Source organism: Paraburkholderia sp. FT54 (genome assembly GCF_031585635.1).
Lineage (GTDB): Bacteria > Pseudomonadota > Gammaproteobacteria > Burkholderiales > Burkholderiaceae > Paraburkholderia.
In genome coordinates, this window is sequence record NZ_CP134196.1 from 2,146,880 (window position 1) to 2,172,851 (window position 25,972).

Consider the following 25,972-nt stretch of genomic DNA (forward strand, 5'->3'; position numbering starts at 1 on the left):
GCTGCATAGTGCAGAGCGGCTGTACGCGAACCCGCCGGACCGGACAGCGTGGAGAGCGCCACGGAATCACTCGGCGATCAGTCAGTCCAGCGCGCGGTCGTTGGGGTTCGCGAACAGCGACTTCATATCCGCCGACAGCGGATAGTTCAGGTTGATGCCCTTCGGCGGAATGGGCTGCGTGAACCACTTCTGATACATGGTGGCCGCCTCGCCCGAGGTTTGCAGCCGGGAGATCACGCCATCAGCGAGTTTCTTGAAGCCCGGGTCTTCCTTGCGGAACATGCAACCATACACTTCGGACATCGGCGAGCTGCCGGTGATCAGGTAGTCATCCGCGTCCGCCTCCTTGGCTTTAGCACCATACAACAGCGGATCGTCCATCACAAATGCCACGGCGCGGCCGGTCTTCACGTTGAGGAACGATTCCGCGTGGTCTTTCGCGCTGATCAGGCGCATATTCATGCCCTTCTCGTTGTTCATCTGCCGCAAGAGCCGTTCCTCGGAAGTGCCCGCCGTGGTCACCACCGTCTTGCCGGCGAGATCGGGAAAGTCCTTCACGCCCGAGCTTTTCTTCACGATCATGCGCACGCCGTACTGGAAGAAACTATTCGAAAACGCCACCTGGTTGTCGCGGTCTCTGGTGTGCGTGGTCGAACCGCATTCGATATCGACAGTGCCGTTCTGCACCAGCGGAATACGGTTTTGCGACGTGATCGGCACTTCCTTCACTTTCAGATTCGGCAGGTTCAGTTCCTTCTTCACCTCGTCGACGATCTTCAGCGCGATGGCCTGCGAGTAGCCGATCACCTGCTGCTGTTCATCGTAGTAAGAGAACGGCACCGACGATTCGCGCACGCCCAGCGAAATCACGCCAGTGTCGCGGATCTTTTTCAGCGTGGCGCTCGACGCCCCGGAAGAAGTCCCCTTGGGGGACTCTTCGGCCCGCGCGGTGCCGGCAAGCGTCGTGGCGATGGCGATCGTGGTGAGGGTTACAGCGAGTTTCATGACGTCTCCTTTCGTGGCGCCGAAGCGGCGTGTGGTAGTGGTGGTTCTGTAACGACGGCGTAACGCACCGCGGCGCGCTACCGTTGCCATGCATAGGCGCCCAGATCGAGCGGCGGCGCGCGGCCGGCGATCGCATCGGCGAGCACGCGCGCGCTGCCGCACGCCAGCGTGAAACCGAGCGCACCGTGTCCCGTGTTGAGCCACAGGTTGCGCAATGGCGTGGCGCCGATGAGCGGCTTGCTGTCCGGCGTGGCCGGACGATGCCCGTACCATGTCTGCGCCTGCGCGTAGTCGCCGGCATGCGGGAAAATCTCCTGCGCCTGGCGCTGGAGCAAGGCGAGGCGCCGCTCGCGTTGCGCGACATGCATGCCGGCAATTTCGACCATGCCGGCAATCCGCAAACGCTCACCGAGCGGTGCGTACACCACCTTGCGATGCAGATCGGTCACGCTCACGCGCGGCGCATGGCCGGGCGCACCGGGAATGGTGAGGCTGTAGCCGGTGAGCGGATACATCGGCAGTCGCACGCCAAGCGCGCGCAACAACGGCGCGCTGCCGTTGCCCAATGCGACCACGAAGGCGTCCGCGCTGACGTCGCCGTGCGGCGTGCGCACGGCGAGTGCCGCGCCGCGCACCGTGACAACGGAGTGCGCCGGCGTGTCGTAGTGAATCGCCACGCCGTAGCGCGTTTTCAACACCTCGGCGAGCGCGACGCTGAATCGGTGGCAATCGCCCGCCTCTTCCGAGGGCGTGTGAATTCCGCCCGCCAGTAGCAGCTGCGCGCGTTCGAGTGCGGGCTCGAGCGCCACGCAGGCGGCGGCGTCGAGCGCGCGCTGGGCGGAGCCGGCCGTTTGCAGATAAGCCATCTTGCGACGCGCCGCGTCGAACGCATTCGCGTCGCGATACACGACGAGTTTGCCGTTGCGCACGTAATTGAAGTCGATCGCTTCGCGTTGCACGAGCTCGTGCAGCGCAGCGCGGCTCAACGCGCCCAGTTGCAGCATTTCGATCGCCGTCTGCCGCGCGCGGTCGCCGCGGCAGGCGAGCAGAAACGACAGGCACCAGCGCCATTGCTGCGGATCGAGACGCGGCACGAAACGCAACGCGGAATCGCTTTGCAACAGCCAGGCCGGCAGATGCGGCAGGACCGACGGATCGGCAAGCGGCGCGACATAGCTATAGCTCAACTGGCCGCCGTTCGCGAAGCTCGCTTCCAGTGCCGCGCCGCCGCGGCCTTCGAGAATCGTCACGTCGTGGCCGTCGCGCGCCAGTTGATAGGCGCTCGTCAAACCCACCACGCCTGCACCGAGTACACACACTCGCATAAACGTCACGCCTGAAGAAAATCGTCCACCGCGAGTGTGGCGCGACGAAATGCGCGCAGCAAATGAGCAGATGCACGGCTCCATAACCCAGGGTTAAGAGCGCGAATCGGCGCGACGGCTCAGGCGAAGGGTGCGCGCAACACGTCGAGGAATGCGTTGCCGGCCTGCAAGTCCATGCCGCCGTCGCGCCACAGCGCGAACACGCCCGCCGACAGCGCGGGCGTCACCGGCCGGACCGCGACCGGCTCCGCGCCGCTACGCGCCGTCAATTCGTCGAGCAGCGCATAGCCGATGCCGCGCGCGGCCAGTGCGCGCGCCACATACCAGGTCTGCGCTTCGACGGCGGCGACGCTTTCATCGAGTCCCTGCGCCTCGAGCGCGTTGCCGATCAGCTCGCCGAGCGGATCGGTATTGCCGATGCTGATCCAGTCGCGAGCGAGGAAAGCCGCGAGATCGATCGGCTGCCGCGCGCCGGGATCGTCGGGCGGACAGACGCAGACGATTGCCGTGCGGCCCAGCTCGACTGCGGTGATGCCGGGCCGCGCCGGTGGATTGAGCGCGATCGCGAGATCGAGATCGCGCGTGAGCAGCGCGCCCAGCAACTCCTCCGTATGCCGCGTCTGAACCTTCAGCGACACCCGCGGATAGGCGCGGCGAAACGCCTGTACCGCGGGCGGAATCAGACTCAGCCCGAGACTCGGCAGACAGCCGATGCGCAGGTGCCCTTCCGGTTGCAGCGCGAGATTGCGCGCCAGATGCCGAATGCCGTCGAGATTCGCCTGCAGCTTCTGCGATTCGGAGAACAGCAGCTCCGCTTCACGCGTCGGCTGCAAGCGGCCATGCACGCGGTTGAACAAAGCGAAGCCGAGGCTGCGCTCGGCGTGCGCGAGCGCCTTGCTCACGGCGGGCTGCGACACGCACAGCAGTTCCGCCGCTTTCGACAGCGACCCCGTGCGCATGATGGCGTGAAAGATTTCGATGTGACGCAAACGCATGGATGCATGACCGGCACGAACCGGCGAACTGAGCACAGTGAGATGGACGAGCGGCCGCCCGCCTGATGGCCCGGCCGTCGCGAAGCATAACGTCTTTCAGCGTGCTTTCATTATTTGCCGTTCCTGTCGGCAGGCGCGGCGAGGCGCGCATCAATGGTATCGTTTGCCGTTGTGCGCCACGCGCGCGATTGAAGGCCTTCGCAGGAAGGAGGAAGGAAGAAAGACAGGAAGCACGCTTGATGAAAGAACTCTTTACGTCGCCGCATGGCGTCCACGACGCGCCGCCACGCCGCTGGCCGCAATCCGGCTATCCCGCGATGCTCACCGCCACCGCCGCATGGCACGTATTCGTGCTGGCCGGATGGTTGCTCGTGCCCGCCGCGTGGCCCTGGTGGCTCGCCGCGATCTTTGTGAATCACGCGATTTTCACGGTGGCCGGCCTGTTGCCGCGCACCTCGCTGCTCGGTCCGAACTGGACCCGCCTGCCCGCCGCCACGCGCAACGCCGACGCGATCGCGCTGACCATCGACGACGGTCCCGATCCGCTCGTCACGCCGCAAGTGCTCGATCTGCTCGACGCCTTCGGCGTGCGCGCCACGTTCTTCTGCATCGGCGCGAAGGCGCAGCGGTATCCGGAACTCGCACGCGAGATCGTCGCGCGCGGCCATGCGCTCGAAAACCATTCGCAGGTTCACGTCCACACGTTTTCCGTGACGTTGCCCGGCGCCCTCACGCGCGAGATCGACGCCGCGCAACGCACGCTCGAAGCCCTGGGCGGCGAACGGCCGATGTTCTTCCGCGCGCCGGCCGGGTTGCGCAACATCTTTCTCGAACCGGTATTGCGCAAGCTCGATCTGCGGCTCGCGGCGTGGACGCGGCGCGGCTACGACACGCGCGAGCGCGATCCTCAGGTGGTCACGCGGCGGCTGCTCGACGGCCTCGGGCCGCGCGACATTCTGCTGCTGCACGACGGCAACGCCGCCCTCACGACCGATGGCAAGCCATTGATCCTCGCGGTGCTGCCGCGTGTGATCGACGCGGCGCGGCAACGGCATCTGCGTTTCGTGACGCTGCGCGAAGCGCGTGTGGACGGCTGAGCCACGCACGACCGCACGCGCATAGGCCGCTCAGCGCGTGTCCGTCGCGCGGCTCGCACACAGCTCGACTCAACGCGCAGAGCCGCGCGAACACCGCCGCTACACGCGGAAATCCGCCGCCATGTCTTCGTCGGTGCGTGCTTCGAGCTCGCCGCTGCGGCACGCCTTCAGGAACACGTCGTAGTCACGTTCCACCTGATCCGCGTAGGCAGCCGCATAGCCGGTGAGCGCTTCCGCGAACTGGTCGCCACGGCCGATATACGCGCTGACTTCGATGGCCTGCCCGCTCGCCTTGGCATGCGCGCGCGCCATGATCCAGCCACATAGCCGCGCGTAGCCTTCCAGCAGATCGATGTCGAACAACTCGATATTCGCCGAGAGCTTCATGTCGCGCAGCTGGCGGAAATAGAAATGCCGCCCGAGCGGCCCCGTCGCCCAGCCGAGAAAGATATCGCTCGCGGCCTGCAGCATGCGCTGCCCCCGCACGACGCGCTCGCCCTCATGCTTGATGACCGGCGACTTGTAAAACTGCGCGATCACCGAGGGCCGCGCCTCCTTCATTTGCAGGAACAGCGGCTTGCCCATGTGATCGACCAGCAGCACCACCATGCAGCGCGTGCCGACGCTGCCCACGCCCACCACCTTGAACACGCAATCCTGCACGGTGAAATGACTGAGCAGTTCGCGCCGGTCGTGCGACATCGTCTTCAGATATTCGCCCCACATACGTTCGAGCATCTTGCGCCAGTTCGAGCCTCTGAACGCTTCGGTCTCTTCCGCGGTGAACAGGGTGTTGGCGCCCAGCACGTGGAACAGCGCCGGCGGCGCATCGCGAATCGTCCAATGGTCGCCGTCGTGCTGCGCCATTTTTTCGAGGAGGTTTTCGTGCGTGCGGCTCGCGGCCTTCTCCATACCGCGCCGCACGGTGCGGCGGCGCTCCGGCGTCAACGCCGTCTCCGCCATGCGGTCAAAGGTAATGCGGTCGTACCAGAGTTCGAGCGCGCCGCATTGCGCGTACTGCGCCATGCGGTTGCGGTATTCGGTGACCGCGGTCATCACCAGGGTTTCAGCGGCGCCCCGGCTTAAACGCATATGACGCGCGGCGACCACGAAGCTCGCGGTCAAACGCTTGAGATCCCACTCGAACGGCCCGACCGACACCTCGTCGAAGTCGTTCAGATCGAAGACGAGTTGCCGCTCGGGCGTGGCGAACCCGCCGAAATTCATCAGATGGCCGTCGCCGCAGATCGGCATGGTCAGGCCAGAGTCGCGCACCTGACTGAGATCGTGCGCCTGAAGGATCGCGGTGCCGCGAAAAAACGTGAAAGGCGACACGGCCATGCGCCCATAGCGCAGCGGCACGAGGTTGTGCACCCGGCCCTCGCTGCTTTGCTTGAGCAACTCGACCGGGTTGCGATGCAGTTCGCCGACCGCCTTGTGGCTCGAACGTTTCGAATGCTCGCGAGCGGCACGGCCCCGGGCCTCCCGTTCGGCGATGGTGCTGGCTTTCATGCTCTTCTCCGTTTTTTCGAGTCTTGATTAGCGGTTTGAGAGACTGCCACCTCGTTATTGGTGACCTTGTGGGTGCTGCCGCCCGCCCAGTCGCGCGGACCCGGCGAACCGGGTGCGTCGAGCTGATAGCCGACGCCGAACATCACGCCGGCCGAATCCGGTCCACGCTGCACGTGCACGCGATTCAACTGGAGCTGCGTGATCCACCGGTTCGACGCATAGTACGCGGCGCGCACGCTGTACACCACGCCCCAGCCGTGAGTGTTGGAATAACTGCCGCCCTGCCCGCCGGTGGTCGTATCGAAGTAGCGGTATGGGCCGACGCCCGCTTGCAGGACGAATTGCGGGCTGCCCACGGGAATCCGCGCCCACAACTGGACCAACTGGCCGTCGCGATGATGATCGGGAATATGTCCTTCGTTGAGCCACGTGAAGCTGGCGGCGAAATATTGCCCCAGGCCTTCCTGATAGTTGAAGGCCCACGTATAGGTGTTAATACTGCTCGCGCGCGAGCCGCCGCCGAATAGCGAAAACTCCTGAGCGTGACTGAAGGTGGGAATGAACAGCAGGCCGAAACCCGTCATGCAGGCAGCCTTGGGAACCAGCCAACGTCGAGCAAGAGATGTCAGAGTCCGCATGCGGCATTGTTCTCCGGTTGAGTCGCTAGCGCTGCCTGGTTTCCTGATCGACGGGGCGCCGTGACGCGGCAAGGGATTGCACGGGAATGGCCGCCGGACGAACTGTTCATCATGCTAGCAGACCGATCGGTAAAAAGGTGGCTATCCGCTTAGCGTTAACGACGCATTAACTCGGGTTTGCACCGGTATGACAAACACCAGTTGCAACTGCATCGATCGCGGTACGCGGACAGATTTACCGGCACCAATTCAAAAACTAACCGATTGGTGAGTTCTTTCGAATTCGATACTGGCGAGCACTTCAGCAAACGCGAATTCAGCCGTTTACCCATACATGCAGGAATTTTTCGACGAACGAGAAAAGCCCCTGAAATAAGGGCTATTCTGATCGAACGTGCACCGCGCAAGATAATCGCAGAGAGTATGTTTGTTGCAATCGGCTGGGTGGTAGTGATCGGTTCTCGCATCAGCATCCTGGTATTGAACAAAGCCGCGGAGCTGGCGTTCTTCCACGACAGCGGACGCACCGCGATCGACGAAACCACGCCGGCGAATTCAGCCATTCCCGCCGTGCTCGGGCGCTTGCAGCCGGTGAGCGGTTCGCATAGCACGCCGTAGCATTGTTTCGGCCTCGTGCCTGACCAGTTTGGCTCGTGCGCTCGATAACGCACACTGCAAGGCACATACAGTGTGTATAGAATCGAACCCATGCGCCCTGCCCTTTCCGAGCAACGGGAGTCCGAGCTTCCGCTGCATACGCCTAGTGTCTCGTCGATCACGCTGGCGGCGATCATCGCCGTCATTGCGTGGATGTCCATCGTCGCGCAAGCCGACATCACGATCGATCGCACGCTTGCTCGCGGGCTGACCGTGTTCGACGGCTTCGCCCGCATGAGCAGTTACCTCACCAATCTGACGGCACTCGCCTGCGCGATCTGTTTTACCTGTGTGGCCTTGCGCGGGCACAGGTCGGCGCCTGCGCGGTTTTTCCGGCAACCTACCGTCGTCACCGCTGTGGTGGTGTATATGGCGTTTGTCGGCATCGCCTACAACCTGCTGTTGCGAGGTTACTGGACGCCCACGGCATTCCGTCTGCTGCTCAACGAATCGCTACACAGTGTCTTGCCCATGCTTGCCGCGCTTTACTGGGTGCTGTTCGTACCGCGCTTTCATCTGAGGCTGCGGCATTGTCTGTGGTGGCTGGTGTATCCGTTGGTCTATCTCGGCGTGACCTTCTGGCGCGGGAGCCTGTCGGATTTCTATCCCTACCCGTTCATCAATGTCGAGACGCTCGGGTTCAGGCATGCCGTGGTGAATTCAGCGCTGCTGTTCGGTGGCTTTCTCATGTTGATGGCCGTGTTCGTGGGGATCAATTCCCGGCGGCGCCCCTGACGCTCGAGTCCAGTCCCGCTTTTCCCCGGGCGCGCTTCTTGCGCCGTGTCTGGTGGACGTAAGCCGCGCTTCCCGGCGTGGCGTGCGCGAAACCTTGGTGTGATCGCGTTGCGATTGCAATGGCTCACACGTAAATATGACAATGGGAGCAAAAACGTATGGACACCAATTCGGCAACTAACTCAGCGGAAGGCGCAGTGAAGGAAGTCGCTGGCAAGGTTCAGGGCGCGGTCGGCGACGTGTTGGGCGATACCGGCACGCAACTGGCCGGCAAGGCGAAGGAACTCAGCGGCAAAGCCCAGCAGCTATGCGCGAGCACCACGAGCCTCGTCCGCGAGACCACGGCGGAAAGCCCGTTCACCGCGATCGCGGTGGTCGCGCTCGCCGGTTTCGTGGCCGGCGCGCTATGGGCACACGGCGCCTCTGGACGCGACTATCGCCGTTAATTTTCGGCGCGGCTGACCACCGGGCGATCCGCGCTGAGCGATCGCCCGTTTCGCACCCATGCACCGCTTTCAGGCGCCGTTTTTCTTACGGCGCCCTGCGCTCATCTCCAGTTCGATCCACGCAGGCGCATGATCGCTCGCATGCGGCTCGCCACGCACCCAACGATCGACGCCCGCGTCGCGCAAGCGCGGCGCGAGGTCGGCGCTCAGCAGCAGATGGTCGATGCGCAAGCCGGAGTTCGTGTCCCAATGCCGGCGGAAATAGTCCCAGAAGGTGTAGACCCGTTCGTCGCCGAAATGCGTTCGCAGCGCGTCGGTCCAACCCTGCGCGAGCAGCCGCTGGTAGCGCTCGCGGCTTTCGGGTTGCAGCAGCGCGTCCTTCAGCCAGGAGCGCGGGTTGTAGATGTCTTCATCGGTGGGAACCACGTTGAAGTCGCCCGCCAGCACCACCGGATGCGCGCTCTTGTATAGCTTCGCCGCGTGCTTGATCAGATGATCGAACCACGCCAGCTTGTAGTCGAACTTGGGCCCCGGCTGCGGATTGCCGTTCGGCAGATAGAGGCATGCCACCAGCACGCCGCCGACTGCTGCTTCGAGGTAACGGCTGTGCGTGTCGTCCTCGAAACCGGGCAGGCCGCGGCGGCTCTCCAGCGGCGCTTCGCCTTTCGACAGGATCGCCACGCCGTTCCATGCGCTCTGCCCTTGCCAGATCGCTGCATAGCCGGCATCGCGCAACTGCTCGACGGGAAACGCGCTGTCCACCGCCTTGAGTTCCTGCAGACAGACGATGTCCGGCGCCTCGCGTTCGAGCCATTGCAGCAGCGCCGGCAGGCGCGAGCGAATACCGTTGATGTTGAAGGTCGCGATTCGAAGCCTGGCCACAGCCTGTCCTCCTTGCACTCCCTGCAATGCGGCCTAGTGCGCCGCCGCGTCGCACCACTCCATCGCCCAGGACTTCGCGCATGAAATGGCATCGGCCTGATTGGAAAAGCCGTCGATATCGCCCGAATCGTGCGATTGGACGTGCTCGTTTTTCCGCGGCGCGCGCGTGATCTTCGCTCTCGCATAGTAGAGGCCGTCTTCTGCATGACGGGCTCGGCAATCGATATGAAAATGCCTGTAGTCGAACTGCATTCGCTCTCCCTTGAACGCGTTTCACCTGATCTGCCGCAGCATCGTTTATACCCGGACAGCCATGCTCACGGCCGGCAATCGCGCACACCGGCTCGCGTGCGCGATTGCCACCGCCGTGAGCCGGATGCGCAGTCCGCCCGACTCAGTCTGGCACGTTCACCGCGCCGTTGGTCACCGTGATCGCGTTGACGCCCGGGCTCGCCGCGATCGACGGCAGATTGGCCGTGCTCAGCGCGGGCGCGGCACCGGCCGCGCCGCCGCGCGGTATCGTGTGAATCACCTGCGATGGTGGCAGCGGCGTGCCGTTCTTCAGGTGACTCCACATCAGATTGAGCGCCTGAAGGTTGTAGTAATGCAGCGGCACGAAGCGCGAATCGAAACCCGCCACGCCGAGGAACGCATCGAAGTGCTGGGCGTTCGTCACTTCGTAAAACGACAGCTTGCTCGCGCCACCTTCGCTCAATTGATTCAAGCCGAGATACGGCCGTGACGCGTGGTTGATCGGCACCAGCGCATCCGCGCGGCCCTGCACGATGATGGCGGGTTTGCCATGCAGATTCGCATTCACGCGAATGGCCTCGACGCTATTGGTCAGCGTGCCGTTCGTCCACAGCGTACGCAGGCAGGAGGCCCCCGCGAAACTGCCGTCGGCGGTCGCCAGCCGGTGGTCCGCCGCGCCCCCACCCGAATTGAAGATGAGGCTGATGCCGTTGGTCGGCGGCACCCCGTTGCCATTACCGAACACCGTGGGCATCGGCGACACCGCCGGCGTCACGCCGGCTGTTCCCGTCGCGCTCGTCGTGCCGAAGCTGAAGTCGCAAAGGTTGGCGGTGACGCTCGCTTTTGCGTATGCATCCGCATAGGTCACGGCGACAGCCGGCACCGCCTGCGAATCCCACATCGGCGCTTGCAGCAGATCGGAGTCGGTCTGGTAGCCGTTCTGATGCAGGAGCGCGAGCGCGTTGGCCGCCTGGGTCGTCACGTCCCCGCCCGCGATCACGCCAGCGGCTGCCAGCGACGCGCATCGCGCGGTGCGAATCGCCGTGGTCGTGGCGAGTGGCAATGCTGTCAGATACGGCGCGCCGGTCGCCGCGGGCGCAAGCGCCGCGCACGGTTGCAGCATGTTCGCGAGCGTCGTGTAGTCGGCGAGCGGCTTGCCGAATGCACCTACCGGCACGCCGCCCTGGGCCACCGATACCTGCGCGGGCAAGCGCAAATTGATCTGCGGTTCGCCCACGACGACCGCGGTGATCAAACCGGACGTGTCCTGTTCCGCCGCCGCGAGCGACGCGCCGCCGCCGTTGCTCACCGAGGCCGCGATGGTCGTGATGCTGCCGCTCGCGTAACGCACCGTGCGAGTCGAACCGTTGAGCGCTCCGTAAGAATCGTTGAGCGCCCAATACGCGAACTGGATCGCCTGCAACGTATTCTTGCCCCAATCCTTCTCGGGATTCTGCTGTGAATGCGCGTGCTTGAACGCGTAGCGATTCGGAAACCTGCTGTTGTAAGACGCGAGATCGGTGTTGCCCAGGTTGGCCGTGAAGAAGCTGGCCTTGCCGGCGGTGGTCGCGTTCTGCAACGTGCCGTCGATCAGTGTAACCAGATTGGAAGACAACTCATGTGCGCCGTTGCCGCTGCCTTTGTCGGTGTACGCGACCGCGCAACCGCGCTTGAGGCCCCACTCGCCTGCCGCCGAAATCGCGCCGTAAACGCCGCGCGAACCGGATGACGTTGCCGTGACAATGCACGGCTGATCCGCATTGAAGCTTGCCGGTATCTGAACGAGCATGGTCACGTTCTGCGTGCCGCTGCCGTCGTCGGCGTAAGCGAGGTATTCCTTGCCGGCGATCTTGCCTTCGCCGAGCGTGTCGTTGCCGTTCAGGTCGACATTGGGCCCCCAGAAGCGTCCATAGCCGCCGTTCGCCGTCATGTCGACGAGCGCGCGATAGTTCGACCAGATGGCGAGGCGCCGCAGTTCGGCGGCGGTGGGTTGCGCGGCATTGGCAATGGCCGGCGCCGTGGCCGACCCGAGGCCGGATTTGCCGAGGCCCGCGGTGAGCAGGTCGTCGGTGTTGCCGTCGTAGGACTGGGTTTTCACCGATGAGGCAGTAACGAAACCCGGCAGCGAGTTCGCTTGCGGCGGCGAATCAATGTCGCTGCTGCCCTGGCAGGCGGTCAGCGCAATTGCCACGGCCATCGTCGTCGCCAGGGTTCGCACCAACGGCACGGGGCTTGGCGTAGGTCTGATTCCGAAAGCTGATGTCATCTTTGACTGTCTCCGTTATTTTCTAATACCGTTGTGAATGCAACGGCACCGAATTTGCTGCGTGCTGTCCAAGGGATCGCGACGCTTCGGATACCGACGCATCGCTAGCCTGCATTGACCTTTCAACGGAGTCAATAGAACGTCATGTCTACGCATAACGAATGTCAGGATTCGAGCCACGCCTCCGCCGCCACCCCACCCAAACCTTCACGCCGCCGCTTTCTTCAATCAGCCGCCGCTGCCGCCACGGTCGGCGCGGCCCCGCATCTGCGCGCGCAAAGCCAAACCCCGACCGCGCCACCGGCCCAGGTTCAGCAAGCCGTGCCGCCGCGCCCGGTCACGCTGACCGTAAACGGCCGCGCGTATACGCTGCAACTCGAGCCGCGCGTGACCTTGCTCGACGCGTTGCGGGAATACGCTGGCCTGATGGGCACGAAGAAAGGCTGTGACCGCGGACAGTGCGGCGCATGCACGGTGCTCGCCGACGGCCGCCGCATCAACTCCTGTTTGACGCTCGCCGTGATGCACGAAGGCGAGAACATCACGACGGTTGAAGGACTCGCCGCCAACGGCGCGCTGAGTCCGATGCAACGCGCATTTATCGAACACGATGCCTTTCAGTGCGGTTACTGTACGCCCGGGCAATTGTGTTCCGCGACCGCCCTTCTGAATGAATTCCGCAATGGCACGGCGAGCACCGTCACGGCCAATGTGCGCACCCGCCCTGCCCAACTCTCCGACGATGAAATCCGCGAACGCATGAGCGGCAACATCTGCCGCTGCGGCGCCTACGCGAATATCGTGGCCGCCGTACGCGCGGTGCATGAAGGCGGCGGCCAGAACAGCGGCGGCAGCAACCCCAACGCCTGACGGAGCGACAGCATGGATGCGATCTCTTATGAACGCGCCGGCGATGTCGCCGGCGCAGTGCGGGCGGCGCAGCAGCCTGGCGCGGTATTCATCGGCGGCGGCACGAATCTGCTCGATCTGATGAAAGGCGGCGTAGCGCGGCCGATGCGGCTGATCGATATCACGCACATCCGCGGACTCGATACGGTCACGACGCTGCCTGACGGCGGCATCCGGCTCGGTGCGCTGGTGCGCAATAGCGATGCGGCCAACCACGCGTTGGTGCGCGAGCAATACCCGTTGCTCTCGCAAGCATTTCTGGCGGGCGCGTCGTCACAACTGCGCAATATGGCGACGGTCGGCGGCAATCTGCTGCAGCGCACGCGTTGCGGCTATTTCTACGATACCGCCTTCACGCAGTGCAACAAGCGCATGCCGGGCAGCGGCTGCGCGGCGCTCGACGGCCTCAATCGCACGCATGCGATTCTGGGCGCGAGTCCGCAGTGCATTGCAGTCAATCCGTCGGATATGAGCGTGGCGCTGGCCGCGCTCGATGCCGTGGTGCGCGTGAGCGGCCCCGCAGGCGAGCGGACCATTGCGTTCGCCGACTTTCACCGGCTTCCCGGCGACCGGCCCGATGTCGATACGACCTTGCAGCCCGGTGAGTTGATTACCGCCGTCGATCTGCCGCCGCCGCTCTTCAGCGCGAACTCCCACTATCTGAAAGTGCGTGACCGCGCCAGTTACGCATTCGCGCTGGTCTCGGTGGCCGCCGCGTTGCAGATGGATGGCGATCGCGTGAAGACCGCGCGTATCGCATTGGGCGGCGTCGCGCACAAACCGTGGCGCGCGAGCGTCGCGGAACAGATGCTCGACGGCCAGCCGCTCACGCAAGCAACGCTGACCAACGCCGCCGCGGCCGCATTACGCGAAGCGCGGCCGCAGCACGACAATCGTTTCAAGGTGCGGCTCGCGCAGCGCGCGATCGTGCGCGCAGTGAACCAGGCCGCCGGCCGTGCGGGAGGTGTTGCATGAATCTGATTGGTCAACCGCTCGACCGCACCGACGGTCTGCTCAAAGTCACCGGCGAAGCGCGCTATGCAGCCGAATTTCCTGAAGCGCGTCTCGCGCATGCGGTGCTCGTCACCAGCACGATTGCGCGCGGCACCATTGCATCGATCGATGCGAGCCGCGCGCAGGCGCTGCCCGGCGTGCTGCTCGTGATGACGTATCAGAATGCGCCGCGTCTGCCGAACGGCGGCAAGGCCGCGTTGGCGCCGCCGGCCGGACGCCGCCTCTCGCTGCTGCAGGACAACGATGTTCACTACAGCAACGAGCCGGTCGCCGTGGTGGTGGCCGACACGCTCGAACATGCCACCGACGCCGCGCGCCAGTTGCGCATCGCGTATCAGAGCAGCGCCGCGACCGTGGACTTTGCGCGGGCCTTGCCGAACGCGTATGCGCCGGACAAACCGCAAGGCAGGCAAACCGACACGCAACGCGGCAGCTTCGACGACGGCCTGCAAAGCGGCGCGATGCGTGTGGACGCAACCTACACCACGCCGATCGAACATCACAACCCGATGGAGCCGCACGCCACGATGGCGCACTGGGACGGTCCGCAACTCACGCTCTACGATTCGACGCAAGGCGTGAGCGGCGCGGCGCAGGCGATCGCGAAGACGCTCGGCGTTTCACCCAGCGACGTGCGCGTGATTTCGCCGTTCGTGGGCGGCGGTTTCGGTTGCAAGGGCTCGTCATGGTCGCATGTCTCGTTGTGCGCGATGGCGGCGAAGCAGACCGGGCGGCCCGTGCGGCTCGTGCTCGAACGGCCGCAGATGTTCGGCCCGGTTGGCGCGCGTCCGCGCACCGAGCAGCACTTCGTGCTCGCCGCGCGGCGCGACGGCACGCTGACCGCGATGCGCCACGACAGCATCTCGAACACCTCGGTGATCGAAGACTGGACCGAGACCTGCTGCATGGTCACGCGCATGCTGTACGCGGTGCCCAACCAGGTCACCACGCACCGCATCGTGCAGCTCAATCTCGGCACGCCGACCTTCACGCGCGCGCCGGGCGAAACAACCGGCTCGTTCGCGCTCGAATCGGCCATGGACGAACTCGCGGCGGCCCTGAAGATGGACCCGCTCGCGCTGCGCATCAAGAATTACGCCGACGCCGACCCACAGGAAAACAAGCCGTGGTCGGGCAAGTCCTTGCGCGAGTGTTATCGGATCGGCGCGGAGAAATTCGGCTGGTCGCGACGCACGCCCGCCCCGCGCTCGATGCGCAACGGCGGCACGCTGATCGGCATGGGCATGGCGACCGCGACCTATCCGGCCAATCGCAGCGAAGCCAGCGCCATTGCGCGGATCTTGCCGGACGGCACCGCGATGGTCGCCTCCGGCACCCAGGATATCGGCACCGGCACCTATACCGTGATGACCCAGGTGGCCGCCGACGCGCTCGGCTTCGCGCCGGAAAACATTCGCTTCGCGCTCGGCGATTCGTCGCTGCCCAGAGCGCCGGGGTCGGGCGGTTCGCAATCGACCGCGAGCGTGTCGCCGGCCGTGCGCGACGCGGCGAGCCAGGCGCGCAGCCAGTTGATCGCGCTGGCGCTCGCCGATCAGGCGTCGCCCGTGCACGGCATCGCGCTCGACGACATCACCGTGGAAAACGGCTGGGTGATGAGCCGCTCGCAACCGGGCAGGCGCGATCCGGCGGCGGCGATCATCGCGCGCTCGGGCGGCAAGCCGATCGAGGCGAGCGCGACCGTCAAGCCCGGCGACGAAAAGCAGAAGTACTCGTTTCACTCGTTCGGCGCCGTGTTCGTGGAAGTGCATGTCGATGCCGATCTCGGCACGATCCGTGTGCCGCGCGTGGTCGGCGTCTACGACGTGGGCCGCGTGCTCAACGAGAAGACAGCACGCAGCCAGTTGATGGGCGGCATCGTGTGGGGCGTCGGGGCGGCGCTGCAGGAAGAGACCTCGCTCGATACGCGTTACGGGCGCTTCACCAACGCGAATCTCGCGGACTATCACGTGCCGGTGAATGCCGATATCGGTTCGCTCGACATTACTTTTATCGACCGGCCGGATCCGTATATCAACTCGCTCGGGGTGCGCGGTATCGGTGAGATCGGCGTGACGGGCGTGCCGGCGGCGATTGCGAACGCGGTGTATCACGCCACGGGCGTGCGCGTGCGCGATCTGCCCATCACGGTAGACAAGGTGATGGGCACGATGGAGGTTTGACGCGTTGGGGTTGGCGTCGGCGTCGGCGTCGGCGTTGGCGTCGGCGTTGGCGTTGGCGTTGGCGTTGGCGTTGGCGTCGGCGTCGGCGTTCGGCGTTCGGCGTTCGGCGTTCGGCGTTCGGCGTTGGCGTTGGCGTTGGCGTTGGCGTTGGCGTTGGCGTTCGGCGTTGCCCGTTGGCGTCGCCGCTGCGGTTCGACGGTGCGGGAGCGGGCGCCCGCACCGTCGCGCGCGTCTCTCAAATTGACGCCGGTTCGTTCCGAGCGACGTGGCGATCCGATGAGCCCGCCGGCGCCGAGGCGCCAAGCATCCGTATTGGCGCTTGCCTGTGGCTGCGTTGCATCGCACAATCGATCTCATCCTTCTACCGGTGCCCGCCCATGGCCTACGCCTCGCTCGCCACTGGCGTGTTGCTCGCCGCCGGCTTCGGTTCTCGCTTCGATCCGGACGGCCTGCACAATAAACTGCTCGCGCGCATGCCCGACGGCACGCCGGTCGCGCATGAATCGGCGCATCGGCTGCTGCGGGTCGTGACGCGCGTGCTGGCCGTAGTGCGGCCGGGTTCGGACGCGCTCGCGCGGCTGCTCAACGATGCCGGTTGCGACGTGGTGTTCGCGCTGGACGCCGAACGCGGCATGGGCGCGAGTCTCGCCGCCGGCGTCGAGGCCAGCGAGGGCGCCGAGGGTTGGATCGTCGCGCTCGCGGACATGCCGCGCATCGCCACCACGACGATCGAAGGCGTGGCGCGCGCGCTCGACGGCGGCGCGTCGCTGGTCGCGCCGTTTTATCAGGGGCAGCGTGGGCATCCGGTCGGCTTCGGCATCGAGCATCGCGACGCGCTGCTGGCACTCGACGGCGACACCGGCGCGAGGTCGTTGCTCATGTCGCAACAGGTGACGCGGCTGGACGTCGACGACGCGGGCATTTTGCGCGACGTCGATACGCCGGAGGATCTGCGCAACGTGTAGCTGCGACCGCGGCGTGGTGTTGTGAGGTCACACGCTTGATCAGGAGCGCTGTTCAGGCGCATACTGTACATCCATACAGTATTTTGGTCCGCATGGGCTGGCGCGTTATGTTGCGCATGGCCGCGGCGCGTCCGCATGAAACGCATTTCAATCGAGCCGTCTTTTGCCGCATGGCGCCGCGCGGCGCGGGAACTGCTGCGGCAAGGAGTCGAACCGGAACGGATCGAGTGGGTTGAGTTCGATTCAGGTGCTGCGGGGGCTTCGGAGGCTTCGGAGGCTTCGGTCGCTTCGGGCACCAACAGCACACACGTTTCAAACAGCCCCGCCATCGCCCCGCCCGCCATTCCTCGCGAACTGCTCGCCTGGCTGAAAACGGCGGCCTGCTTTTGCGCGCCGGACCGCTGGTCCCTGCTCTACCGCATCCTGTGGCGTTGGACACGCGGCGAGCGCCACGTTCTCGACACGCAAGACGCTGACGGCGCGCTGCTCGATCAGCGCATCCAGTCGGTCGAGCACGAAACCGACGATCTGCTGCTGCTCACCCGGTTCAGGCGACGCGACCCGTCCATGGGACCGCCGGAGTTCGTCGGCTGGTACGAGCCGCATCATGACCTGCTGGAGCGTGCCGCCGCGCGCTTTGCCGAGCGCATGGGCGATTCCACTTGGATGCTGGCGACGCCGCAAGGCGCGGTGCTCTGGAACGGCATGTTGCTGCGAATCAGCCGGCCGACCACTGAAGACGGCGAGCACGCCACGCACCCTTTTCCCACGCGCCAGCAGCAGAATCCGCCAGCCATGCAAGCGTTGCCACCCGGCGCCATGGCCGGCGAAGCCACGACCAGCGAACCCACCGAGGCGCTCTGGCTCGCGTATTACGCCAGCGTCTTCAATGCCGCCCCGGCGCCCGTGCCACTGCGCTACTGGAGAACGCCGCCCGCGGGTCCGCCGCTGCCCGCGCACCTCGCGCGCCAGCGCAGCCGTCTCGGCGCGCAGAGCGGCACCGTCACCGTTCCGGAGCTGCCGCCGCTCGAATATTCGGCGGTGACGCCACCCTTGCGCGAGCCCACCGGACCACTGGCCACCTGCCGGCGCTGCGCGTTGTGGCGCAACGCGAAGCAGGCCGTCGCGGGCGCCGGTCCGGCTCAGGCGGCACTCATGGTGGTCGGCGAACAGCCCGGCGAGCACGAGAACCAGCACGGCGCGCCCTTCACCGGCCCAGCCGGTCAATTGCTGGACACGGTGCTAGCGCGCGCCGGCCTCGAGCGCGCGGCGCTGTATCTGACTTATGCCGTCAAGCATTACAAGTGGGAAACACTCGACCAGCAGCGCGTTCATCGCACGCCCGCGCGGCGCGAGGTCGAAGCCTGCCAGTACTGGCTGGAAAACGAGCTCACGCAGGTCGCGCCGCGTGTGGTCGTTACGCTCGGCGCGACCGCGCTGAAGGCGTTGACCGGTGCGCACGTCAATCTGTCGGAATATCTGGGGCAGACCATCGATCACGGCGGGCGGCTCATCGTGCCGACGTGGCATCCGTCGTATGCGCTGAAAATGGCCGATGGCCGGCTGCGCGAGGATATTGTCGCGGGCATGGTGGCGGCGTTCAGTCGGGCGGCGGGGTTGGCGGCGCCAGGGGTAGACGATTAACCCGAACGGAGGCGTCAGCCAACCGGTGTCATCAGGCACGCCGCTTGCGGACCACAAACCCGCCGCGCAAGCCGCGACGATTCCGCCTAAGCTGATGTGACGCCGCATTTTTCCAAGCACCGGCGCGACGCTCGAGCCTCGAACAGCTTCGTCCACGGCTCGCGGGTTGCGAACCATCACACGTCCCATGAGCGAAACCAGCCCACGCCTTTTTATCGTCTCGCCCCATTTCGACGACGCCGTCTTCAGTTGCGGCGCCTTGCTCGCCGCCCATCCCGACGCCGCGGTCTGCACGGTATTCGCCGCCCCGCCCGAGCAGCCGATGCATACCGAATGGGATGAAAAGTCGGGCTTCACGAACGCCCATCAAGCGATCCACGAGCGCACGCTGGAAGACAATCGCGCGCTCGAAGTGCTCGACGCGATTCCGCTGCGCATGCCGTTTCGCGACAGCCAGTATTCGGACTCACCCTCGATCAGCAAAATGGCGGCGGCGCTCGAGGAAACCATTTACCGCAGCACCGCGAACACACTGCTGATGCCGCTCGGCCTGCATCACGACGATCACGTGCGAGTCTTCGAAGCCTGTTGTGAAATCCTGCCGCGCCTGTCGCATCTGACCTGGTTCGGCTACGAGGAAGCGATTCACCGGCGCACGCCCGGCGTGGTGCAGGCGCGGCTCGCCGATCTCGCGCAGCGCGGCATTGTCGCGACGCCGGCGCATCCGAGCGCTGGCCACACGATCGATTCACAGCGCCGCGCGCAGCTCAAACGCGAGGCGGTCAATGCTTACGAAAGCCAGTTGCGCGCGTTCGGCGCCGGCAATTACGACGACGTCTTTGCCACCGAGCGTTACTGGCAGCTCAGCGTGGGCCGTCGCGTGAAAAAGTAGGAGACGCGGCGCGCCGGAAAGGCCTACGCTTGAAGAAAGCGGCCGGCTTGAATTCGATAGCATCACCGTACCGTTCGCTTCTCCACTCAAAGGTGCTGCCATGAGCTACGACATGCATACCAGTCCGATTCCCGACCCCAACGCCGATCCGAACCGCGACCCGGAGGCCGATCCACTGGTGCCGCCGTCGCCCGGCCATCACGTCGAGGAACCGCAGCGGCCCGACGGGCCGCCGGACAAGGATCCGGTGTGACCGCGTCGCGCGGTCGGAGGCGCAAGCGCGAATCAGCGCATCAGTTCGGTAAAGCCTTGCAGCAGACGGTCGATGTCGGCGGCGTGAATGTTGCCCATCGTCGAGATGCGGAACAGTTCGGCCGACAAGCCGCCTTGCCCGGCGTAGATGACGAAGCCGCGTGCCTTCAGCGCGTCGTGCAGTTGCGGATAGGCAATGCCCTCCGGCAACCGGTACGCGCGCAGCACCACAGACGACTGCTCCGGCGGCAACACGCTGCCGATGCCGCGCTCGGCGAGACCCGCCCGCGCCTGTTCGGCGAGCGCCGCGTAGCGCGCGTGACGCGCGCGCCAGCCGCCTTCATCGGCGAGTTCGCGCAGCGCTTCGACCAGCGCGTAGTACGCATGCACCGACGGCGTAAACGGCGTATTACGCTGATCCTGCAAGCGCGCGAGGCGTCCGAGATCGAGGTAGTACGTGCGGCTCGCCGCCTGCGCGAGCGCCGCGCGGCGCACCAGCACGAACGACGCGCCCGGCACGCCATGCAGACATTTGTTCGCCGTGGCGGCCACCGCGTCAAGACTGGTGTCGGCGAAATCGACCGGTTCCGCGCCGAAGCTGCTCACGCCGTCCACCAGCAGGCGCAGCCCCCGTTCGCGGCACAGCGCGCCGAGCGCCGCCAGATCGTTCAGGCGGCCCGTCGTGGTTTCGTGATGGATCACGGCGACGTGCGTGAACGCCTTGTCCGCGGCGAGGCGTGCAGCGATCTTCGCGAGATCCGGCGCCTGCATCCAGTCGTGCTTCAGCGAGTCATGCGCGATGCCGTACTGCGAGGCGATCTGCGAAATACGCTCGCCGTACACGCCGTTTTCCACGACGAGCAGCTTGCCGTTTTGCGGCACCAGCGCGGCGGTCATGCTTTCGACGGCCGCCGTGCCGGAGCCTGTCATCAGCACGGCCTGCCATTCGCTGGCGTCGAGGCCGTACAGATCGACGAGGCGCGTGCGGGCCTCTTCCTGCAAATCGAAAAACTCGCTTTCGCGGTGGCACAGATCGGTCTGCAACAGGCTGTTGCGAACGCGTTCGGTGAGCGTCACCGGGCCGGGGTTGAGCAGCAGCATGAGCGCTCCTTGAGTTTGAATCGGGTTTGACTTCAGGCGGCGCCGATGTGGCGCATCAGACGCGTCTTCACATCGGGCGGCGTGATGGTGGGACGCGGCAGCCCGTCGGGCGTGCCGCGGCGAATGGCCAGACGCGCGAAGCGCGGGCCGTCGAGCGGCGGCGCTTCGAACAGGGCGTCGATCACGTTCACGTCGTCGCTTTCGACCGCGGATGCATAACCGCACGCCGCCGCGACGCCCGCAAACGAAACCTGCGACGACACCGTCGCCTGACCGCCGGTCGAATCGTGCGCGCCATTATCGAGCAGCACGTGCGTGAGATTCGACGGACCGTACGCGCCGATGGTGGCGAACGCGCCCATGCGCATCAGCGCGGCGCCGTCGCCGTCGAGCGCGACCACGCGCAGGTCGGGACGCGCGAGCGCCAGGCCCAGCGCGAACGGCGTTACGCAACCCATCGAGCCGACCATGTACAACTGGTTCGCACGGTCGTCGATCGCGTAGAGTTCGCGCCCGCAAAAGCCGGTCGACGCAAGCACTACCGTCGATTCGAGCGGCGTGTGCGCGATCACCTTGTTCAGCGCGTCGTGACGCGAAGCCAGTTCGCCCGCCGCCTTCGTGAACTGCGATTGCGGCGTAACGGGCACGCGGCGCTCGCTCGCACCGCTGTCTTTCAACTCGTACGGCGCCACGCTGCCCTTTTGCATGACGAGCGCGTACGGGCGCCCGGTTTCATCCATATAAGCGATGGCGCGATCCAGCGCCGGGCCGATCGCGTCGGCTTCGGTCGGGAACGTCTCCCAGGGAATCTCCATGGTCTCCAGCATCGCGGGTGTGACCGGACCCATCAGCGCGTGCTGCGGTTCGTCGGCGACACCGGGCTGGCCGCGCCACGTGACGATCAGCAACTGCGGCAGACGGAAGGTCCACGTGAGCGAGGTCAACGGGCTCACGGCGTTGCCGAGTCCGGAGTTCTGCATCATCGTGATGCCGCGGCGGCCGTTTTTCGCGCCGAGCGTAACGCCAGCGATCAACGCGACGGCGTCGCCTTCATTGGCCGCCGACACGTAATGCAGCGATTCGTCCTGCAACACGTAGTTGATGAACGGCGTCAGATACGAGCACGGCACGCCCGCATACCAGTCGAAGCCGCGTTCGCGCGCCGCCTCGACGAACTGTGCTGCCTCGATCATTGCGCGGCTCCGCTCGCTGCGTCCGCCGCGCCTTTGCCCGCGCCTTTGCCCACGCATTTGTCTGCGGCGCCGACCGCGGCCGCGAACGGCGCTTGCGCGTGCGCGAAGTCGCCCGCACGGCGGAAGTCCTCCAGGTCGTTCACGCCGCGCCAATGGCCGTGCACGTATTGCACTTCGATCGATTCGCCCGCTTCGATCAGCGCGTTCAGCAATGCCGGCATGTCGAGCGATGCGAAATCCGCGCGCGCCCGCAACTCGCTCATGACCGCCTGCAAACGCTCACGGCCTTCACCGCGCACATTCAGCAGACCGACCCAACGGCCATGCGGCGTTTGCGATGCGATGGCCGACGTTGCATCCTGCCCGCTCGACACGTGACGCAGCAGCACCTTGTTGCCGAACAGGCCGCGATCATCCGCCGCCGAACACCAGGCGAAATCGCGCACGCTGGCGTTTTCCGCGTCGGTCAGCGACGAATCGACCACCACGCTGAACGCCGCTTCGCTTTCCACGAGATCGCGCAGAATATAGCTGCGGAACAGCAGATCGCCGTACGAGATCACCGTGTCGCCCGCCAGCTTGTCCACCGCGCAGGCGAGCGACGCGAGTTCGCCGGTTTGCGCATGCTGTTCGTTGACGACGAGCTTGATGCCGGCCGTGTCGATCGCATCGGCGCGATAACCGCCGACCACGGTGATGTCGTTCACACCCTGCTTCTTGAACGCATCGACGAGCCAGCGCAACAGCGGCTTGCCGGCGATCGGCAGCATCACTTTCGGACGGTCTTCGGTGACGGCTTCCAGGCCCTTGCCGCGGCTCGCCGCGAGCACGACCGCGGAACCGGCGGCACGGCCGCTCGACAGATAGCGGTCTTCCGCTTCCGAATACTCGTCGGCGTCTTGCAGGCGGAAGATTTCGTTGACGGCGGCGATGCTGTCTTCCACGTTGACGAGCGTCTCGCTCGAATGGATTTCCTTGGCGACGGCCTGCATCGCCGAGGTCGCCGCGCGGATCAAATGGTTCGCCCAGATTACCGTGCTGATACCGGCTTCGCGGAACACTTCGGTCGGCGTGCTGTAGTACTTGGTCGGCACGATCACGAGCGGAGCGCGGCCGGCCCATTCGCGCGCGAATTCGAGAATTTCGTCGGGGCGCGAGAGTTTGCTGTGAATCAGGATCGCATCCGCGCCGGCCTGACGATAGGCTTCCGCGCGACGCAGCGCTTCGTCCATGCCCCAGCCGGCAATCAACGCTTCAACCCGCGCGACGATCGAAAAGTTCTCATCGGACTGCGAGTCTTTACCGGCTTTGATCTTGCCGCAGAACTCGTCCATATCCGCGAGCGGTTGCGCTTCGCCGTTGATGAAGCTGTTGGTCTTGGGGAATTGCTTGTCTTCGATACACACGCCGGCAATGCCGCGCTGTTCGAGTTTGCGCACGAGGCGGCGCACGTTGTTGAAGTTGCCGTAGCCGGTATCGCCGTCGAGCAGGATCGGCAGATCGCTGGCGTCGGCCATGAATTCGAGCGTGTCGACGACTTGCGTCCAGCTTGCTTCATTGTTGTCGCGCACGCCGTATTGCGCAGAAATCGCGAGGCCCGAACCCCAGATCGCCTTGAAACCGGCTTCGCGGACGATCCGGGCGGACAGGCCGTTATGGGCCTCCATCATGAATTCGAGTTCGCTGCTGACGAGCATCTGGCGCAGGCGCGCGCTGCGGGACGCGGAGACGAAAGCGGGTTCGCGGGCGTTCATTTTATGTACTCCTGGTGGCGGGCTTATTGATGCTCTTCTTTTGCCCGACTGGCGTCTGGAAAATGGCGACTATAGCGGAATTTTTATTTATTCGTCTTTTTCGTGACAGTGGTTTTCTCCATTTGCGGATAAGTGGAAAAATGTGTCGTTTTTTGCAATCCGCTAATGCGACCGGCGGCTTGGATTTTATTGGCGTTCTGTGGAATCGTGACGCGATCGCATGGCAGCGTGTTGGCGGGCGGCGTGTCCGTTCGGTTTGGTCGCCAATCGGTTGTGGCGATATTGAGGTTTGAATATCCGATTTTTATTGGCGGAAAGCCTTAATTATCAATATCGATTCACAAGCACTGGCATTTGGCATTGGCAATAGATGGAAAGCCCGATTGAATCAGCAGAAAATGAATAAGCGTTCTGAATGAAACATAAATAATGCCGTCGCGCGGTAAAAAAGTCTTTTTGGTCAGACGAATAGAAATACATAACAGCGGGTTTCCCCTGCCCTGCGGAGTCCAGGCCGCCGCGCCGTAAACACAGTCAGCGACAAGCCACTCGCCACAAGCGAACCCAATCCCTGACCGACCACTGTGCGAAAGCAAAACCCGCTATGACTCTGAACAGAAAACTGGCCTCGATGATCGCCGTCCTCTGGATCGGCCTGATCCTGATCGGCGGCTTCGGCGCATGGCAGAACCGTGCCTCGATGATCTCGGACCGCCGCGATCAGTTGAAATCGCTGATCGAGCAGGCCAACCACATCGTCGGCCGTTACTACGCGCTCGCGCAGCAGCACACCATGACCGAAGAAGAAGCGAAGAAGCAGGCGCTTGAAAGCCTCGCGGCCATGCGCTACGGCAAGGACGGCTACATCTCCGTCAACGATTCGCAACCCGTCATGCTGATGCATCCGATCAAGCCGGAAATGGTCGGCAAGAACCTCGCGCAGTTCACCGATCCGGCGGGCAACCACCTGTTCGTCGATATCGTCAACGCGGGCAATCGCGAAGGCGGCGGCTTCATCGACTACCTGTGGTCCAAGCCGGGTAGCGACAAACCGGTTGCCAAAACCAGCTACTCGATTCACTTCGCGCCGTGGGACTGGTATCTCGTCACCGGCATGTATATGGACGACGTGCAAAGCGCGTTCTACGCCAATCTGCTGCGCTGGCTCGTGATCACCGTCACGCTCGGCGCAATCGCCACCGCCGTCATGCTGCTGGTGCTGCGCAGCGTTCGCCGTACACTCGGCGGCGATCTCGAAGTGGCCGTGGAACACGCGCAGTTGATGGCGCGCGGCAACCTCGCCACGCGCGTGCCGGTCCAATCGGACTACACCGGCAGCCTGCTGCATGCGCTTCAGACCATGCAGGCCGGTCTCGTCGAGACGGTGTCGCGCGTGCGGCTCGGCACGGAGAACATCAATATCGGCGCGACCGAAATCGCCGCCGGCAACACGGATCTCTCGCAGCGCACGGAAGAACAGGCCGCCGCGCTCGTCGAAACGGCGTCGAGCATGGACCAGATGACGGTCAACGTGAAGCAGAACGCGGACAGTGCGCTGCAGGCCGCGCACCTCGCCGGCCAGGCCGCGGATGTCGCCACGCGCGGCAGCCGCGTGGTCGACGACGTGGTCCGCACGATGGGCGAAATCACCACCAGTTCGCGGCAGATCGGCGACATCATCGGCGTGATCGACGGCATCGCCTTCCAGACCAACATCCTCGCGCTCAACGCGGCCGTCGAAGCGGCTCGCGCGGGCGAACAGGGACGCGGCTTCGCGGTGGTCGCAGCCGAAGTGCGCAGCCTCGCGCAACGCTCGGCCACAGCAGCGAAGGAAATCAAGGCCTTGATCGAAACCTCGACCAACACGGTGGAAGCCGGCGCGTCGCTGGTCGCCAATGCCGGTTCGACGATGGGCGAGATCGTGCAGTCGGTGCGTCGCGTCAACGAGATTCTCGAGGAGATCAGCAACGCCTCGCGCGAACAGAGCGCGGGCATCGAGCAGGTCAATCGCGCGGTCGGTGAAATGGATCAGGTCACGCAGCAGAACGCGGCGCTGGTCGAACAGGCCGCGGCCGCCGCGCATTCGCTGAAGGACCAGGTGGGTGTTCTGCGCGAAGCGATTTCGAGCTTTGCACTGCCGGCCTGAGCATTTTCGGAACGCCGGACCTAACAGAAGCAGCGCACCAAAAAAGAAGGCGCTCAACAGGCGGAGAGCGCCTCTTTAACACGCCGCGTCGGAGTCGACGCATTAGTCGAAC

Annotated in this window: 22 protein-coding genes and 2 pseudogenes; 13 read left to right on the forward strand and 11 right to left on the reverse strand. The window is 64.8% G+C overall.

Annotation, left to right across the window (positions count from 1 at the left end):
• Positions 1-81 precede the first annotated feature (81 nt).
• The 3 genes from RI103_RS29165 to RI103_RS29175 all read right to left on the reverse strand — a co-directional run bounded on the left by RI103_RS29165 (position 82) and on the right by RI103_RS29175 (position 3,325).
• A complete protein-coding gene (locus tag RI103_RS29165; protein ID WP_310816050.1) occupies positions 82-1,005 on the reverse strand; it encodes a glutamate/aspartate ABC transporter substrate-binding protein in 924 nt (307 codons plus the stop codon).
• Positions 1,006-1,082: 77 nt separating this feature from the next.
• Positions 1,083-2,330, reverse strand: a complete 1,248-nt coding sequence (locus RI103_RS29170; RefSeq protein ID WP_310816051.1) for a D-amino acid dehydrogenase — start codon at positions 2,328-2,330, stop codon at positions 1,083-1,085.
• A 119-nt stretch (positions 2,331-2,449) separates the two neighbouring features.
• On the reverse strand, positions 2,450-3,325 hold the full coding sequence (locus RI103_RS29175; RefSeq protein ID WP_310816053.1) for a LysR substrate-binding domain-containing protein: 876 nt from the start codon (positions 3,323-3,325) through the stop codon (positions 2,450-2,452).
• A gap of 239 nt (positions 3,326-3,564) precedes the next feature.
• On the opposite strand from RI103_RS29175, the gene RI103_RS29180 reads away from it, so the two are divergent.
• Positions 3,565-4,422, forward strand: a complete 858-nt coding sequence (locus RI103_RS29180; RefSeq protein WP_310816055.1) for a polysaccharide deacetylase family protein — start codon at positions 3,565-3,567, stop codon at positions 4,420-4,422.
• Positions 4,423-4,521: 99 nt separating this feature from the next.
• Here the strand turns inward: RI103_RS29180 and RI103_RS29185 are convergent, their stop codons facing one another.
• Together RI103_RS29185 and RI103_RS29190 are read right to left on the reverse strand one after the other, a co-directional pair.
• Positions 4,522-5,934, reverse strand: a complete 1,413-nt coding sequence (locus RI103_RS29185; RefSeq protein ID WP_310816057.1) for a DUF2252 domain-containing protein — start codon at positions 5,932-5,934, stop codon at positions 4,522-4,524.
• Between the two features lie 47 nt (positions 5,935-5,981).
• Positions 5,982-6,518, reverse strand: a pseudogene (locus tag RI103_RS29190) (hypothetical protein); the annotation flags it as partial.
• 516 nt (positions 6,519-7,034) lie between these two features.
• On the opposite strand from RI103_RS29190, the pseudogene RI103_RS29195 reads away from it, so the two are divergent.
• From RI103_RS29195 to RI103_RS29205, 3 genes and pseudogenes are all read left to right on the forward strand, one after another.
• Positions 7,035-7,190: pseudogene (locus tag RI103_RS29195) on the forward strand (motility protein MotB); the annotation flags it as partial.
• Between the two features lie 90 nt (positions 7,191-7,280).
• Positions 7,281-7,964 carry a Pr6Pr family membrane protein gene (locus RI103_RS29200; RefSeq protein WP_310816058.1) on the forward strand — a complete coding sequence of 228 codons (684 nt, stop codon included), beginning with the start codon at positions 7,281-7,283 and terminating at the stop codon, positions 7,962-7,964.
• Positions 7,965-8,122: 158 nt separating this feature from the next.
• Positions 8,123-8,410 (forward strand): CsbD family protein, encoded by a 288-nt coding sequence (locus tag RI103_RS29205; protein WP_310816060.1) that lies wholly within the window; start codon positions 8,123-8,125, stop codon positions 8,408-8,410.
• 69 nt (positions 8,411-8,479) lie between these two features.
• Here the strand turns inward: RI103_RS29205 and RI103_RS29210 are convergent, their stop codons facing one another.
• From RI103_RS29210 to RI103_RS29220, 3 genes are all read right to left on the reverse strand, one after another.
• On the reverse strand, positions 8,480-9,292 hold the full coding sequence (locus RI103_RS29210) for an exodeoxyribonuclease III (RefSeq protein WP_310816061.1): 813 nt from the start codon (positions 9,290-9,292) through the stop codon (positions 8,480-8,482).
• A gap of 33 nt (positions 9,293-9,325) precedes the next feature.
• Complete coding sequence (locus RI103_RS29215) at positions 9,326-9,544, reverse strand: hypothetical protein (RefSeq protein ID WP_310816063.1); 219 nt, start codon at positions 9,542-9,544, stop codon at positions 9,326-9,328.
• A gap of 142 nt (positions 9,545-9,686) precedes the next feature.
• On the reverse strand, positions 9,687-11,810 hold the full coding sequence (locus RI103_RS29220) for a D-(-)-3-hydroxybutyrate oligomer hydrolase (RefSeq protein ID WP_409076999.1): 2,124 nt from the start codon (positions 11,808-11,810) through the stop codon (positions 9,687-9,689).
• Positions 11,811-11,954: 144 nt separating this feature from the next.
• Between RI103_RS29220 and RI103_RS29225 the strand changes: the two genes are divergently transcribed.
• From RI103_RS29225 to RI103_RS29255, 7 genes are all read left to right on the forward strand, one after another.
• On the forward strand, positions 11,955-12,680 hold the full coding sequence (locus tag RI103_RS29225; protein WP_310816065.1) for a 2Fe-2S iron-sulfur cluster-binding protein: 726 nt from the start codon (positions 11,955-11,957) through the stop codon (positions 12,678-12,680).
• Between the two features lie 12 nt (positions 12,681-12,692).
• Complete coding sequence (locus tag RI103_RS29230) at positions 12,693-13,694, forward strand: xanthine dehydrogenase family protein subunit M (protein WP_310816066.1); 1,002 nt, start codon at positions 12,693-12,695, stop codon at positions 13,692-13,694.
• A complete protein-coding gene (locus tag RI103_RS29235; protein ID WP_310816067.1) occupies positions 13,691-15,913 on the forward strand; it encodes a xanthine dehydrogenase family protein molybdopterin-binding subunit in 2,223 nt (740 codons plus the stop codon). The genes RI103_RS29230 and RI103_RS29235 overlap by 4 nt, the downstream gene beginning before the upstream one ends.
• Before the next feature lie 377 nt (positions 15,914-16,290).
• The gene (locus tag RI103_RS29240) at positions 16,291-16,878 is read left to right on the forward strand and encodes a nucleotidyltransferase family protein (RefSeq protein WP_310818602.1); all 588 of its coding nucleotides are present in this window, start codon (positions 16,291-16,293) and stop codon (positions 16,876-16,878) included.
• A 135-nt stretch (positions 16,879-17,013) separates the two neighbouring features.
• Positions 17,014-18,522: a UdgX family uracil-DNA binding protein gene (locus RI103_RS29245; protein WP_310816068.1), complete on the forward strand. Its 1,509-nt coding sequence runs from the start codon at positions 17,014-17,016 to the stop codon at positions 18,520-18,522.
• A gap of 187 nt (positions 18,523-18,709) precedes the next feature.
• Positions 18,710-19,414: a PIG-L family deacetylase gene (locus RI103_RS29250; protein WP_310816070.1), complete on the forward strand. Its 705-nt coding sequence runs from the start codon at positions 18,710-18,712 to the stop codon at positions 19,412-19,414.
• Between the two features lie 100 nt (positions 19,415-19,514).
• Positions 19,515-19,667 carry a hypothetical protein gene (locus RI103_RS29255; RefSeq protein ID WP_008921009.1) on the forward strand — a complete coding sequence of 51 codons (153 nt, stop codon included), beginning with the start codon at positions 19,515-19,517 and terminating at the stop codon, positions 19,665-19,667.
• 32 nt (positions 19,668-19,699) lie between these two features.
• Here RI103_RS29255 and RI103_RS29260 read toward each other — a convergent pair whose 3' ends face one another.
• The 3 genes from RI103_RS29260 to aepX are packed head-to-tail and all read right to left on the reverse strand — an operon-like array spanning position 19,700 to position 23,714.
• A complete protein-coding gene (locus tag RI103_RS29260; protein ID WP_310816072.1) occupies positions 19,700-20,767 on the reverse strand; it encodes a 2-aminoethylphosphonate aminotransferase in 1,068 nt (355 codons plus the stop codon).
• Between the two features lie 32 nt (positions 20,768-20,799).
• Entirely contained in the window at positions 20,800-21,960 is a 1,161-nt protein-coding gene (aepY, locus tag RI103_RS29265; protein ID WP_310816074.1) for a phosphonopyruvate decarboxylase, read from the reverse strand.
• Positions 21,957-23,714 carry a phosphoenolpyruvate mutase gene (gene aepX / locus RI103_RS29270; protein ID WP_310816076.1) on the reverse strand — a complete coding sequence of 586 codons (1,758 nt, stop codon included), beginning with the start codon at positions 23,712-23,714 and terminating at the stop codon, positions 21,957-21,959. The genes aepY and aepX overlap by 4 nt, the downstream gene beginning before the upstream one ends.
• 26 nt (positions 23,715-23,740) lie before the next feature.
• Between aepX and RI103_RS29275 the strand changes: the two genes are divergently transcribed.
• Together RI103_RS29275 and RI103_RS29280 are read left to right on the forward strand one after the other, a co-directional pair.
• Positions 23,741-24,007, forward strand: coding sequence for a hypothetical protein (locus tag RI103_RS29275; protein ID WP_310816077.1), 267 nt, complete (start codon positions 23,741-23,743; stop codon positions 24,005-24,007).
• Positions 24,008-24,318: 311 nt separating this feature from the next.
• Complete coding sequence (locus RI103_RS29280) at positions 24,319-25,860, forward strand: methyl-accepting chemotaxis protein (RefSeq protein ID WP_310816078.1); 1,542 nt, start codon at positions 24,319-24,321, stop codon at positions 25,858-25,860.
• The last annotated feature ends 112 nt before the right edge of the window (positions 25,861-25,972 follow it).